The 12636-nt window shown below is 43.0% G+C and carries 16 protein-coding genes; 11 read left to right on the forward strand and 5 right to left on the reverse strand.

Going from position 1 to position 12636, the window contains the following annotated elements; genetic code table 11:
- From lpdA to RG959_RS07165, 3 genes are all read left to right on the forward strand, one after another.
- The gene (gene lpdA / locus RG959_RS07155; RefSeq protein WP_315692675.1) at positions 1 to 1410 is read left to right on the forward strand and encodes a dihydrolipoyl dehydrogenase; all 1410 of its coding nucleotides are present in this window, start codon (positions 1 to 3) and stop codon (positions 1408 to 1410) included.
- 172 nt (positions 1411 to 1582) lie between these two features.
- A complete protein-coding gene (locus RG959_RS07160; protein ID WP_242232169.1) occupies positions 1583 to 1699 on the forward strand; it encodes a GapA-binding peptide SR1P in 117 nt (38 codons plus the stop codon).
- 88 nt (positions 1700 to 1787) lie between these two features.
- Entirely contained in the window at positions 1788 to 1904 is a 117-nt protein-coding gene (locus tag RG959_RS07165) for a GapA-binding peptide SR1P (protein ID WP_342796542.1), read from the forward strand.
- A 42-nt stretch (positions 1905 to 1946) separates the two neighbouring features.
- Here RG959_RS07165 and RG959_RS07170 read toward each other — a convergent pair whose 3' ends face one another.
- Positions 1947 to 3416 (reverse strand): aminotransferase class I/II-fold pyridoxal phosphate-dependent enzyme, encoded by a 1470-nt coding sequence (locus RG959_RS07170; protein WP_342796543.1) that lies wholly within the window; start codon positions 3414 to 3416, stop codon positions 1947 to 1949.
- Positions 3417 to 3555: 139 nt separating this feature from the next.
- Between RG959_RS07170 and RG959_RS07175 the strand changes: the two genes are divergently transcribed.
- On the forward strand, positions 3556 to 3825 hold the full coding sequence (locus RG959_RS07175; RefSeq protein WP_242232166.1) for a UPF0223 family protein: 270 nt from the start codon (positions 3556 to 3558) through the stop codon (positions 3823 to 3825).
- A gap of 39 nt (positions 3826 to 3864) precedes the next feature.
- Here the strand turns inward: RG959_RS07175 and RG959_RS07180 are convergent, their stop codons facing one another.
- Positions 3865 to 4482: a YktB family protein gene (locus RG959_RS07180; RefSeq protein WP_342796544.1), complete on the reverse strand. Its 618-nt coding sequence runs from the start codon at positions 4480 to 4482 to the stop codon at positions 3865 to 3867.
- 133 nt (positions 4483 to 4615) lie between these two features.
- Between RG959_RS07180 and RG959_RS07185 the strand changes: the two genes are divergently transcribed.
- Complete coding sequence (locus tag RG959_RS07185; protein ID WP_342796687.1) at positions 4616 to 5407, forward strand: inositol monophosphatase family protein; 792 nt, start codon at positions 4616 to 4618, stop codon at positions 5405 to 5407.
- A 107-nt stretch (positions 5408 to 5514) separates the two neighbouring features.
- Here RG959_RS07185 and RG959_RS07190 read toward each other — a convergent pair whose 3' ends face one another.
- Positions 5515 to 5700, reverse strand: coding sequence for a DUF5325 family protein (locus RG959_RS07190; protein WP_242232163.1), 186 nt, complete (start codon positions 5698 to 5700; stop codon positions 5515 to 5517).
- Positions 5701 to 5856: 156 nt separating this feature from the next.
- On the opposite strand from RG959_RS07190, the gene typA reads away from it, so the two are divergent.
- Both typA and RG959_RS07200 read left to right on the forward strand, forming a co-directional pair.
- Positions 5857 to 7686, forward strand: a complete 1830-nt coding sequence (typA, locus tag RG959_RS07195) for a translational GTPase TypA (protein ID WP_242232162.1) — start codon at positions 5857 to 5859, stop codon at positions 7684 to 7686.
- A gap of 31 nt (positions 7687 to 7717) precedes the next feature.
- Positions 7718 to 8032, forward strand: a complete 315-nt coding sequence (locus RG959_RS07200) for a YlaH-like family protein (RefSeq protein WP_315692661.1) — start codon at positions 7718 to 7720, stop codon at positions 8030 to 8032.
- A gap of 430 nt (positions 8033 to 8462) precedes the next feature.
- Here the strand turns inward: RG959_RS07200 and RG959_RS07205 are convergent, their stop codons facing one another.
- Positions 8463 to 8666: a YlaI family protein gene (locus RG959_RS07205; RefSeq protein WP_242232159.1), complete on the reverse strand. Its 204-nt coding sequence runs from the start codon at positions 8664 to 8666 to the stop codon at positions 8463 to 8465.
- 106 nt (positions 8667 to 8772) lie between these two features.
- On the opposite strand from RG959_RS07205, the gene RG959_RS07210 reads away from it, so the two are divergent.
- Together RG959_RS07210 and RG959_RS07215 are read left to right on the forward strand one after the other, a co-directional pair.
- Positions 8773 to 9237 carry a pyridoxamine 5'-phosphate oxidase family protein gene (locus RG959_RS07210; protein ID WP_342796546.1) on the forward strand — a complete coding sequence of 155 codons (465 nt, stop codon included), beginning with the start codon at positions 8773 to 8775 and terminating at the stop codon, positions 9235 to 9237.
- Between the two features lie 33 nt (positions 9238 to 9270).
- The gene (locus tag RG959_RS07215; protein ID WP_342796547.1) at positions 9271 to 10374 is read left to right on the forward strand and encodes an HD-GYP domain-containing protein; all 1104 of its coding nucleotides are present in this window, start codon (positions 9271 to 9273) and stop codon (positions 10372 to 10374) included.
- A 31-nt stretch (positions 10375 to 10405) separates the two neighbouring features.
- On the opposite strand, the gene RG959_RS07220 is transcribed toward RG959_RS07215, so the two are convergent.
- Positions 10406 to 10906, reverse strand: coding sequence for a peptidyl-prolyl cis-trans isomerase (locus RG959_RS07220; protein WP_342796548.1), 501 nt, complete (start codon positions 10904 to 10906; stop codon positions 10406 to 10408).
- Between the two features lie 164 nt (positions 10907 to 11070).
- Here RG959_RS07220 and RG959_RS07225 point away from each other — a divergent pair, with 164 nt between their 5' ends.
- Together RG959_RS07225 and RG959_RS07230 are read left to right on the forward strand one after the other, a co-directional pair.
- Positions 11071 to 11352, forward strand: coding sequence for an Fpa/YlaN family protein (locus RG959_RS07225; protein WP_050181559.1), 282 nt, complete (start codon positions 11071 to 11073; stop codon positions 11350 to 11352).
- An 85-nt stretch (positions 11353 to 11437) separates the two neighbouring features.
- Positions 11438 to 12589 carry an FtsW/RodA/SpoVE family cell cycle protein gene (locus RG959_RS07230; RefSeq protein WP_342796549.1) on the forward strand — a complete coding sequence of 384 codons (1152 nt, stop codon included), beginning with the start codon at positions 11438 to 11440 and terminating at the stop codon, positions 12587 to 12589.
- Positions 12590 to 12636 lie beyond the last annotated feature (47 nt).

Consider the following 12636-nt stretch of genomic DNA (forward strand, 5'->3'; position numbering starts at 1 on the left):
ATGGTAGTAGGAGATTTCCCAATTGAAACAGACACTATAGTAATTGGTTCAGGCCCTGGCGGTTATGTAGCGGCAATCCGCGCAGCACAGCTTGGACAAAAAGTAACGATCGTTGAAAAAGAAAATCTTGGAGGCGTCTGCTTAAACGTAGGCTGTATTCCTTCTAAAGCTCTTTTAACAGCAGCTCACCGTTTCGAGCAGGCGAAACACTCTGACGATATCGGTATCATTGCTGAAGCTGTTTCTGTAAACTTCGACAAAGTACAAGAGTGGAAAGCTGGCGTCGTGAACAAGCTTACAGGCGGCGTTGAAGGCCTTCTAAAAGGGAACAAAGTGGAAATCGTTCGCGGTGAAGCTTATTTCAACGATGCGAACACGCTTCGTGTTATGGGTGAAGATTCTGCACAAACGTATACATTTAAAAATGCGATCATTGCTACTGGATCACGCCCAATTGAAATTCCAAACTTTAAATTTTCAAACCGCGTTATTGATTCAACAGGCGCATTATCACTAAAAGAAATCCCTAAAAAAATGGTTGTTGTCGGCGGCGGCTACATCGGCTCTGAGCTTTCAACAGCATATGCGGATTTTGGAACAGAAGTAACAATCCTTGAAGGCGCTCCTGAAATTCTTGGCGGCTTTGAAAAACAAATGTCTGCTATCGTTAAACGCAACATGAAGAAAAAAGGCATCGAAATCGTAACGAGTGCGATGGCTAAATCAGCTGTAGAAACAGAAAACGGCGTAAAAGTAACATACGAAGCAGGCGGAAAAGAAGAAACAATTGAAGCGGATTACGTACTTGTTACAGTAGGCCGTCGTCCGAACACGGATGAAATGGGTCTTGAAGGCGTTGGCGTGAAAGTAGCAGAGCGCGGCTTGGTAGAAGTTGACAAACAGTGCCGTACAAGTGTAGAAAACATTTACGCAATTGGTGATATCATTTCGGGACCTCCTTTAGCCCACAAAGCATCTTACGAAGGTAAGATTGCTGCTGAGGCGATTGCAGGAGAAAAATCTGAAGTGGATTACCTTGCGATTCCAGCGGTTTGCTTTACAGAGCCAGAACTTGCAACAGTTGGATACAGTGAAGCACAAGCAAAAGAAGAAAACATTGAAATCGTATCTGCGAAATTCCCATTTGCAGCGAATGGCCGTGCGCTTGCGCTTAACAGCACAGACGGCTTCGTAAAAGTGGTATCACGCAAAGAAGACGGACTGATCATCGGCGCGCAAATCGCTGGTTCAGGCGCTTCTGACATGGTAGCGGAGCTTGGTCTTGCGATTGAAGCAGGTATGACACTTGAAGATGTAGCGATGACAATCCATGCTCACCCTACGCTTGCCGAAATGACAATGGAAGCAGCAGAAGTAGCACTTGGAACACCAATTCACATCGTAAAATAATCGAATGATTACATTGAAACCCCTGGTTTCCTTATTTTAGGAAACCGGGGGTTTTTTGTCCCGTTTTTAAATATGTTATACAATTAGAGCTTGAAATTTAAAATGTGTTATATTATTATTAACTCAAGAAACATAAATCGCTTTCAAAAACAAAAACAGGAGGTTATAAAACATGGGAACAATCATCTGCAAGTCTTGCCAAGCAACAATTGAGCATTTCGAAGAAGAAAAGGTGACAGTTTTATACTCTCATTGTGGCTGTGATCATGAAACTGAAAGTGACGACTGAACGGATAGCTAAAATGAGCCGCGCCAAGTGGATATAAATTTAATAAACATAAATCGCTTTCAAAAACAAAAACAGGGGGTTATAAAACATGGGAACAATCATCTGCAAGTCATGCAATGCAACAATTGAGCACTTTGAAGAAGAAAAGGTGACAGTTTTATACTCTCATTGTGGCTGTGATCATGAAACAGAGAGTGATGACTGAACGGATATATAAAGAGCCGCTCCAACTGGAGCGGCTCTTTTTTTAATAAATCGGCTTGCGTTCGCGGATCACACGTAATGTTTTTAATTCTTCATCTTCAGGGCCTTGAACAGGAAGTCCGGCTGCTACGTTTTCTTTTACATAACGCAGGTTTTCTTCTGTAATGATTTCACCCGGAATAAAAATTGGGATACCCGGCGGGTAAACCATCATAAATTCTGCCATAATCCGGCCTGCTGATTCATCAAGTGGGACGGTTTCTGTCTCGGCATAAAAAGCTTCGCGAGGAGACAGTGCTAACAGGGGGATATCCGGCAGCATTACATGCGCATATCTAGACTGAACAGTGCCTTTAAAGGAAGCTGCCATTTCAGTTAAAGCTTTCACAAGCAGTTCACAATCTTCTTTCGTATCCCCTGGTGTAATAATGCAGAGAATGTTGTATAAATCACTGAGCTCTACCTCGATGTTATAACGGTCCCGGAGCCATTTTTCTGCATCATGGCCGCTTATACCAAGGTTCTTAACAGAAACAATCAGTTTGGTCGGGTCATAATCATACGTGGCTTTTGAGCCTAGAATTTCTTCACCTACACAATACAGGTGATCAATTTCATTTATTTTTTTTCGTGTTTCCTGCGCGTGTTTCAGGGTCTGCTCAATAATTTGATGCCCGTTGATCGCAAGGTGTCTCCGTGCGGTGTCAAGGGAAGCAAGCAGGATATAAGACGTAGATGTCGTTGTCAGCATGCTCAAAATCGTCTGTACACGATTTACGGATACAAGTCCTTCGCGTACATTTAAGATAGAGCTCTGGGTCATAGAACCGCCCAGCTTATGCACACTCGTGGCCGCCATATCGGCTCCTGCCTGCATAGCCGAAATCGGAAGGTCTTCATGAAAATGGATATGAACGCCGTGTGCTTCGTCGACAAGAACGGGAACGTTGAATGAATGGGCAATATCAACGATTTGTTTTAAATCGCCCGCAATGCCGAAGTACGTCGGGTTAATCACGAGCAGGCCTTTTGCATCCGGATGCTCTGTTAATGCCCGAGTAACAGACTCGGTTGTAATACCATGCGAAATTCCTAAATCTTTATCAATTTCAGGATGAATAAAGATCGGAACTGCACCAGAAAATACAATCGCGGTCATAATGGATTTATGGACATTACGCGGTACAATGATTTTTTCACCAGGTCCGCAAACCGCCATAATCATCGTCATAATAGCTCCACTTGTTCCTTGAACAGAGAAAAACGTATGGTCAGCACCAAATGCCTTGGCAGCCAGCTGCTGGGCTTCTTTAATGATACCGTGCGGCTGATGGAGGTCATCAAGGGGTGCAATATTAATTAAATCAATGGAAAGCGCATTTTCTCCGATAAATTCTTTGAAGACGGGGTCCATTCCGCTTCCTTTTTTATGACCTGGAATATGAAATTGAACTGGGTTCCGTTCGGCGTGGCGAAGAAGCCCGTCAAATAATGGTGTTTCATGTTGTGACAACGCCATTTCCACCTCTTTTCTAATCATTCGCTAAAGCAAAAGAATTATAGCACTTTGCATGGTCCTTGCAAAGAAATTTTTCTTCCCAAGCAAGGAGATGACTTGTACAAAAGCGAATAAATAAAGGGAGGTGAGAAAAATGGAATATTCGTACCCGTTTTCAACGGACTGGTCAACGGAAGAAGTGATTGATGTCGTTTCCTTTTTCGAAGCCATTGAGCAGGCTTATGAAAAAGGAATTGCCAAAGAAACGTTAATGGAGCGGTATCGCCGCTTTAAAGAAATTGTGCCAGGAAAAGCAGAAGAAAAGCGCATTTGCAATGAGTTTGAAGAAGTAAGCGGCTATTCTTCCTACCGGGCTGTTCAAAAAATGAAGCAGGCTCCTGAACAAACAAAAATACGCATGTAAATACAGCAGCCCATTTCGGCAGAGGAAATGGGCTGCTGTTTATTTATAAGCAAGCTGATAAATAGGAAGAAGTGTTTCAAACGTTTCTTTAATAAGGGTATAAAGTGCTTTTCCATCCTGCAGCACAGGGTCATCCGCTTGAATGTGGCGGCCAATTAAAAGCTCCGCTTTTTTTACATCCCGGAACCGCTCGAGAGCATGTTCAACGTCCAGCTCTTCCCATGTTTGAGCGTCTTTTTTCAAATGATCGAGAGACACCACATAGTCAGCCGGTATCGTATTATGGAGCATCTGCTGATGAGTTAAGAAGGCTTGGGCAATTTCTTTTTTACGCGGCAGCTCGTAAATAAAAGCAAGCCAAATAAAAACATGATCGTCAAACAAGCCGACTTGAAAATGGGGGTGCTGCTTATATCCACGCTTGTTGTCTGCGACAGCAAGCCATGTATCGTTTGGCGGATTCACTTTACGTCGCGCGTGGCGTGCAATGTGCAAAAACATTTCCTGTCCGAGCAGTGCTGCCAAATCATCGGCCAGGGTGCTGCCGAGCTGATTGAATTTCGGCTGGATCCGTTCCTGTATGGCAGTCATTCTTTCTGTAAGACCATTTATTTGGAAGGTCTGAAAATCTTCTTCTGTAAAACCGGTAAAATTCATGGAGTGTAATCCTTTCCTGCAAATCATTTTTCATTCTTATGTTACCATATCGTGAGAAGTTGGAAAAACTTGATAAGCCTTTTTATTTCGTGTAAGGTGATAAAAAACGGAATAGAAGTGAGACGGGGGCTGTATCATGGCGAATTGGACAAAAATAGACCAAATGGTAAAGCGGTGGATTCAGGAAGCCGGCACAAATATACGAGCATCCTTTACTGATTCGCTCACCATTCAGGCAAAGTCAAATCCGAATGATTTAGTGACAAATGTAGACCAGGAAACAGAGCGATTTTTTATAGAGAATATCCGCTCCCACTTTCCAGATCATCGTATTTTAGGGGAAGAAGGCCAGGGAGATCAAATCAAATCGCTTGATGGTGTGATATGGATGATCGACCCAATTGACGGTACGATGAATTTTGTTCACCAGCAGCGTAATTTCGCCATCTCTATCGGTATTTATGAGGACGGTATCGGCCGGCTTGGATACATATATGACATTGTTCATGACGAGCTTTATCATGCCAGAAAAGGACATGGGGCCTGGATGAACGATACACCGCTTCAAAAACTCGAACAAGTACCGGTTGAAACGGCTATATTAGGGATTAGTGCCACATGGCTGATTAACAATCGGCATTTTGATCAAAACAAACTCATCCAGCTGGCGAAAGATGTGCGCGGAGTAAGATCATACGGATCAGCAGCGCTGGAACTTGCTTATGTAGCTTCAGGGCGTTTAAGCGCCTATATTACAATGCGGAATGCGCCGTGGGATTTTGCCGGCGGTAAAATGATTGTCGAAGAAGCAGGCGGCATTGTGAGCACGATTAGCGGAGAAGAAATTGATATGCTTTCCATCAATCCGGTTTTTGCGGCAGCGCCAGGTCTTTATGAAGACATTTTAAAGAAATATTTGAGCTAAGAAAAAAGGAACAGCGCTTTGTGCGGCTGTTCCTTTTTATTGTAAGCAGTCCGTTATATGTAGGGCTTTACTCGTCCCGGCACCAGGCATTGTTACCTTGTACCTTTTTATAATTTGCCTGCCCGGCGCATTTTCGCTTTGTACGAAAATCCAAATCCCATAACAGCGAGAAGCAGGATAATAGAGAGCGCGCCGCCTAAAATACTTCCTTCACCGATGGCAATACCGATGCCAATCATGCATGCAGCAGCTAAAACAGCAAATCCTAAAAACGGCCATTGAATAGTAGGCAAAGTGCAGACCTCCTTTTTGTCTATTGTAGTACAACGAGATCTTTTTTTGCAATGCCGCTTTTTCCAAATAGGCATCGTGGTTATGATGTGGTATAATAGTTCAGTTAATGGAAACCGAACAAAACGAAGTTTCTAGAAAAGGCAGGAGGAAATAGGTTGAAAACAAGAAACGATTTACGGAACATCGCGATTATCGCCCACGTTGACCACGGAAAAACAACGCTGGTCGATCAGTTATTGAAGCAGTCAGGTATTTTTCGTTCAAATGAGCATGTAGAAGAGCGCGCGATGGATTCAAACGACCTTGAACGCGAACGCGGTATTACAATTCTCGCTAAAAATACTGCGATTCAATATAAAGATACAAAAATCAACATTTTGGATACACCAGGACACGCTGACTTCGGCGGCGAAGTAGAGCGGATTATGAAAATGGTTGACGGTGTTTTACTTGTTGTCGATGCGTATGAAGGCTGCATGCCTCAGACACGCTTCGTATTGAAAAAAGCACTAGAGCAAAATTTGCGTCCGATTGTTGTTGTTAACAAAATTGACCGTGATTTTGCTCGTCCGGCAGAAGTAGTAGATGAAGTACTTGAGCTTTTCATTGAGCTTGATGCAAACGATGAGCAGCTTGAATTCCCGGTTATTTATGCGTCTGGTATTAACGGAACTGCAAGTACAGATCCAGAAAAACAAGATGAAAACATGGAAGCACTATACGAAGCGATTATCGAACATATCCCGGCACCGGTTGATAACAGTGACGAGCCGCTTCAATTCCAAGTAGCTCTTCTTGATTACAATGACTATTTAGGCCGTATCGGAATCGGCCGTGTTTTCCGCGGCGAAATGTCTGTTGGGCAGTCTGTAGCGTTAATGAAGCTTGACGGTAAAGTAAAACAGTTCCGTGTAACAAAAATGTTTGGCTTCCTTGGATTAAAACGGGTTGAAATTGAAACGGCAAAAGCCGGTGATCTTGTAGCCGTTTCCGGCATGGAAGATATTAACGTTGGTGAAACAGTTACACCGATGGAGCATCAGGAAGCACTTCCGGTACTTCGCATTGATGAGCCAACATTGCAAATGAACTTCCTTGTAAACAACAGCCCATTCGCTGGCCGCGAAGGAAAATTTGTTACATCAAGAAAGATCGAAGAACGTCTTCATGCACAGCTTGAAACAGATGTCAGCCTTCGTGTTGAAAATACCGCTTCTCCAGATGAGTGGATCGTATCAGGGCGTGGCGAGCTTCACTTATCTATTTTAATTGAAAACCTTCGCCGTGAAGGATTCGAGCTTCAAGTATCGAAGCCGCAGGTTATCGTTCGCGAAATTGATGGAGTTCAATGTGAACCGGTTGAACGCGTTCAAATTGATGTGCCGGAAGAATACACCGGCTCTATCATCGAATCAATGGGTGAGCGTAAAGGTGAAATGCTCGACATGATCAACAACGGAAACGGCCAGGTCCGCTTGATTTTCATGGTGCCTGCACGTGGATTGATCGGATACACAACAGAGTTTTTAACCATGACACGCGGTTACGGCATTATCAACCACACGTTTGACAGCTATCAGCCAATGCAAAAAGGACGCATCGGCGGCCGCCGTCAGGGCGTTCTTGTATCGCAGGAAACTGGAAAAGCATCAACATACGGCATCATGGGTGTGGAAGACCGCGGAACGATTTTTGTCGAAGCGGGTACAGAAATTTATGCCGGTATGATCGTGGGCGAACATACACGTGACAATGATTTAACGGTAAATATCGCAAAAACAAAACAGGCAACCAATGTCCGTTCTGCAAACAAAGATCAAACCGCTACAATGAAAAAGCCACGCATTATGTCTCTTGAAGAAGCGCTTGAGTACTTGAATGATGATGAATACTGCGAATTAACGCCGGAATCGATCCGTCTTCGCAAAAAAATCCTAGATAAAAACGAACGTGAGCGCGCAGCGAAAAAGAATAAGCAGGACTAAGCATTAAGCATAGGGATAGGGAGGAATGAGTGTGGAAGGATTGGAACATGTCGGCCCGCTTCTCCGGGCTCTTATTGAATCATTTGGTGTTCAAACAGCGATCTATATTTACTGGGCTGTTTTAATTGCTCTCTCCATTCTCGTTTATAATCTCGGATTTGCAAAAAAACTAAAAATGTGGCAAAACGCCATCGTTTATGTTTCCCTTGCGGCCGGATCCCTGCTGCTTTTAATCCTGTCTTACCAGCTGCCGGTTGTTGAAAGCCTGATTGTAGCTGCCCTTGTATTAGGGACGTATAAATTCAGGCTGAGAAAGCATCAAAAACAAGAAAGAACCGCACGCTGAATAAAGCGGGAGGCCTTATGCCTCCCGCTTTATTTTTTGCCCGTATAGACCAAGGACAAGGGCATATAAAGCATGTCCTGCTGCCCACCAGCCAAAAAGCCTGTCCATCGTACGGAGCAGCAACGGGCTTGTGAGAAAGCATAGATAAAGGGTAGTACAGAAAAACAGTCGGCAGCACAAGAACAAAAGCAGTTGTAAAAGGCCGCTTCGTTTTTGAAAGCAGTCCCCCAAAAAAACAGCTGTAATCGAAAAAGAAAGGAGTAAGTGAAAGAAAAATTCCATCCATTCCGGCCGCACGACTCGGTTAAGAAGAGGAATGAAATCAACGTTCAGCAGTAAGGTATACACTTTCTTTCCTGTAAGCCATTCGGCTGCTTTTAAAAAAAGCCGAGCACTATTCCTCCTGCAGTGCCAGCCAGCAGAAGGCTTCTTATGAAAGCCACTCTTTTTCTTTCCCAGAACGATAAACAAAAAACTGCCCTGTACGAATTCGCTGCTCGGTTTTTTCCGCAATACGTGCCCGGCATGCTTCACACATATAGGTATGAATGGGCCGGTTGCGCAGCTTTTTAGCAGAAGGTAATTGATCGTCAATTGATTCAATTTTGTCACACATTATGCATTTTACTCTCATAGAGGCACCTCCGTTTTACAAGTAGTATAACATGGGAGAGGGCAGCATATAGAAATGCAGATAGAATATCGGTATAATAGGAGAAAAGTCAGAAGGAGCGGTGGCGTTGGCAAATCGAAACGAACCATATTTAATACCGGAATTGTTCGAAGCACTTCAATCGGAACGCCTTTCATTTTTTTCGACAGTAGATGCGGAAACAGGGGCCCCTTTTATGAATGCGATTTCCTGGGTGTATGCTTTAAATGATACAACGCTGCGTATAGCGGTAGACAGCCGTTCAAAAATCATCCATAATATTCATAAAAATCCACTGGTTTCCCTGGCTGTTTTTGCCTCCGAATCGGCTTATACAATCAGTGGTAGTGCAAAAATCCTATCTTCTTATTTAGAGGGAGTACCGTTAAAAACATCCGTTATCGAAGTGTCTATTAAAGAAGTGCGGGATGTTATGTTTTATGGATCGAGAATTACAGTAGAACCTGTTTCCGAAAAAACATACGATTTACAGGCAGCCGAAAAGCTGGACGGGCAAATTATGGCAGCTTTAAAACAGGAAACGATTCAATAACGTTATTTTGGCTATATAAGGAGTTCGAACATTTTGAGATTAGTCGCTGTGTCATCCATCCAAGAAAATGTCTTTCTTGCTGAAAATGTTTTAAACAGCAAAGGACAAATACTGCTGAAGGCAGGTGCTGAGCTCACACCGCCTATCGTGAAGCGGCTGTACTCGCTTGGTATTTCATACGTATACATTGAAGATGCACGTACGGATGACATCTATATTCGCCCGGTTTTAACAGAAGGGACAAGAAGAGAAGCTTTCTGTGTTATGTCGGAAGCGTTTAATCAAGTGAAAAAAGATCTATCGGCAGACTCACCGAAATTTGGCTTTCACAAAATGGAAAAAAGGTTTGTTTCTGTTGTCCGCGATATTATCAGGCAGATCAGAAGCCGAAAAGAAGCGATTGATTTATTGACCCACTTATATGCCCATGATGATTATATTTTTACTCATTCACTAAACGTGACCATTTACACACTGGCGCTCAGTATGAAACTGAAAAATTTAACACCAAAACAAACAGAAGAAATCGGCTTAGGGGCAATGCTGCACGATGTAGGAAAAATGCTGATTCCGTTAGCCATTTTAAAAAAGCCTTCAAAGCTGACAAGTGACGAATTTACTATTATGAAATCTCATACAGAATTAGGCTTTGAGCTGCTTCGGAAAGAACACGGGCTGCCGCTGACTGCAGCCCATTGTGCGCTTCAGCACCATGAGCGCTTAAACGGTTCTGGCTATCCGCGCGGCTTAAAGGGAAATGAAATTCATATTTTTGGGAAAATGATTGGGATTGCCGATGTATACGACGCGGTAACCTCAAATCGAATTTATCGCAAAGCGATGCTGCCGCATGAAGGAATGGAAATTTTATATGCAGGGTCGGGAACCGAGTTTGAAACGGAGTATATTGAAAAATTCCGTAAAGCGATTGTGATGTATCCAACAGGTTTAACCGTATGGCTTACAGACGGCCGGAAGGGTATTGTGTGCGAGCAGAATGAGCATGTCAGCGACCGGCCTGTTTTGCTTATTTTAGAAGAAGACGGACACAATTTAAAAGTACCTTATAAAGTGAATCTAGCAGTTGAAACAACCGTTTTTATAAAAGAAACGGATACAACATTGTCTGGTACATAAAAAATCCATCTGCCCGAAGGCAGATGGATTTTTACTGAACAGAAATAGCCGTTACATTTTTGATCGGACAGTCACGGTTTGATCCATCTTTCAGTAAGACATAAACGGGGCCGTCTTCCCGCAGTGGTTTTCCTTTAAAGGAAAACTGCATAATGAGCGAGTCCGCTTCTGGAAGGGGAAATGAAAAAGAACCGTCCTTTGTTTCAATTACAATTTGGGAGGCGCTGTCTGACGGCACCGCATTTTTTAAAAAGGGTGAAAGCGGCACGCCGAATGTGCTGGTGAGCACCTTTTCTTTTTCATATTTTTTTTCGGATTTAATCGTCGGCGGAAAAACCGCACCTTCCCGAATTTCTTTTTCCCAAAATTTCGATGTGCTTTTTATGTATTCTTGCTCTGTGTCCCGTTCAGGCTGAGGTGATGAGGAAAAAAAGTCGTCTAAATCAATGCGGCGGTCGTCGAAAATCCACACACCAGGGTCAAGGGTGAGCGGAAACGAGACGTTTCCTTTGATGGGAATGATTTGCTCCATCGAATCATATCTCCTTTATGTAAGTGAACTATGTTTCCTCATAAGTATAGCGTGAAAATTTTGTGTTGTCAGTCTGCCTGTTAAAATTCCTTGCAAATTCCCTGTATTAACGATAAAATCTTTTAATATACAGTGATTCCATTCTTGGAACAGGGGGAGAAATTATGGCATCTGAAATGAAAATAGACCATCGGGAAAAGGCCTACTCTCTGTTGCAGGCGGATGCGGAAAAAATTTTGCGTCTCATCAAAGTGCAAATGGACAATTTAACGATGCCGCAATGTCCTTTATACGAGGAAGTGCTTGACACTCAAATGTTCGGCTTATCCCGTGAAATAGACTTCGCTATACGTCTCGGACTGGTGGATGAAGCAGACGGCAAACAGCTGATTGACTCACTTGAGCAAGAACTTTCAGCATTGCATGAAGCATCCGTTGACCGGTAAACAGACAGAAAACTCAAACAGCTGTTTGAGTTTTTTTAACTTAACGAGTATCGCTTATCGGTAAGCGCATGAATGGAAGGTTTGTATGTGGAAAAGAAATTTAAAATCATATGATTATCCGTTGGCGGCCGTGTTTTGTATTTTATGTTTATTTGGGCTGATGATGATTTTTAGTGCAAGTTCAGTAATGGCCGTTCAGCGGTGGGGACTTGAAAGTGGTTATTTTTATGATAAGCAGAAGATACATATTCTTATGGCTTTTATCGCTTTTGGCGTTGTATCCTTTTTTCCATACCAGCGTTTAAGAGCGAAGCGGTTTCAGCAATGGATGCTGGCAGGCATGTTTGGAATGCTGCTTTTACTGTTTGCATTTGGACATGTATCAAACAATGCCCAAAGCTGGTTTCAAATAGGGGCGCGTTCGATTCAGCCGTCAGAGTTTGCTAAATTGGTTGTCATCCTTTATATGGCTGCCATATTTTCAAAAAAACAAAAAAATATTAACTCGCTTAACAACAGTATTGCGCCGCCAGTTATTATGCTTTTTAGCATTTGTTTCCTTGTAGCGCTTCAGCCTGACTTCGGAACGGCTGCGATCATTTTTGCGATCGGGTTGACAATCGTCTTAACATCCGGTATAAAAATGAAAAAGCTTGTTAAGTTTATGCTATTGATTGGTATTTTTGCCCTGTTTTTGTCGCCGCTGTTTTTTTGGCAAAAAGATGAAATTTTGTCTGAAGAGCGAATGGGGCGTCTAACAAGTTATTTAGATCCTTTTAAATACGAGCAGGGCGACGGCTATCATCTAGTAAATTCCTATCTTGCGATTGGCTCGGGCGGACTGACCGGTCGGGGACTTGGCCAAAGTGTACAAAAGCTTGGCTATTTACCGGAGCCGCATACAGATTTTATCATGGCGATTATCGCTGAAGAACTTGGAATCTTGGGAGTCATTTTTGCAATAGGCGGCATTTTATTTATTGTGTTACACGGCCTTCGTATTGCCGTGAAGAGTCCCGATTCGTTTGGTTCAATGCTTGCAGTCGGCGTTTCTTCGATGATTGGGATACAGGCATTTATCAATCTCGGCGGCATGTCAGGGGTCATCCCTATTACGGGGGTTCCGTTGCCATTTATCAGTTATGGCGGATCTTCTTTACTGCTGCTCTCAATTTCACTTGGTATTTTGGCTAACATATCAATGCAGTCAAAATACGAAAAAAACTATAAATCTTAAAAATAAAAAGGTTCAAAGATTTGAACCTTTTTATATATAATTTTATC

Origin of the sequence: Domibacillus sp. 8LH (genome assembly GCF_038806185.1) — a bacterium.
GTDB classification, from domain to species: Bacteria; Bacillota; Bacilli; order Bacillales; family Domibacillaceae; genus Domibacillus; species Domibacillus indicus_A.

Bases quoted from the DNA above. Each gene is read 5' to 3' on its own strand.
- lpdA (WP_315692675.1), top strand. From the start codon at position 1: ATGGTAGTAGGAGATTTCCCAATTGAAACAGACACTATAGTAATTGGT.
- RG959_RS07160 (WP_242232169.1), top strand. From the start codon at position 1,583: ATGGGAACAATCATCTGCAAGTCTTGCCAAGCAACAATTGAGCATTTC.
- RG959_RS07165 (WP_342796542.1), top strand. From the start codon at position 1,788: ATGGGAACAATCATCTGCAAGTCATGCAATGCAACAATTGAGCACTTT.
- RG959_RS07175 (WP_242232166.1), top strand. From the start codon at position 3,556: ATGGAATATTCGTACCCGTTTTCAACGGACTGGTCAACGGAAGAAGTG.
- RG959_RS07180 (WP_342796544.1), bottom strand. From the start codon at position 4,482: ATGAATTTTACCGGTTTTACAGAAGAAGATTTTCAGACCTTCCAAATA.
- RG959_RS07205 (WP_242232159.1), bottom strand. From the start codon at position 8,666: ATGAGAGTAAAATGCATAATGTGTGACAAAATTGAATCAATTGACGAT.
- RG959_RS07220 (WP_342796548.1), bottom strand. From the start codon at position 10,906: ATGGAGCAAATCATTCCCATCAAAGGAAACGTCTCGTTTCCGCTCACC.
- RG959_RS07225 (WP_050181559.1), top strand. From the start codon at position 11,071: ATGGCATCTGAAATGAAAATAGACCATCGGGAAAAGGCCTACTCTCTG.
- RG959_RS07230 (WP_342796549.1), top strand. From the start codon at position 11,438: ATGTGGAAAAGAAATTTAAAATCATATGATTATCCGTTGGCGGCCGTG.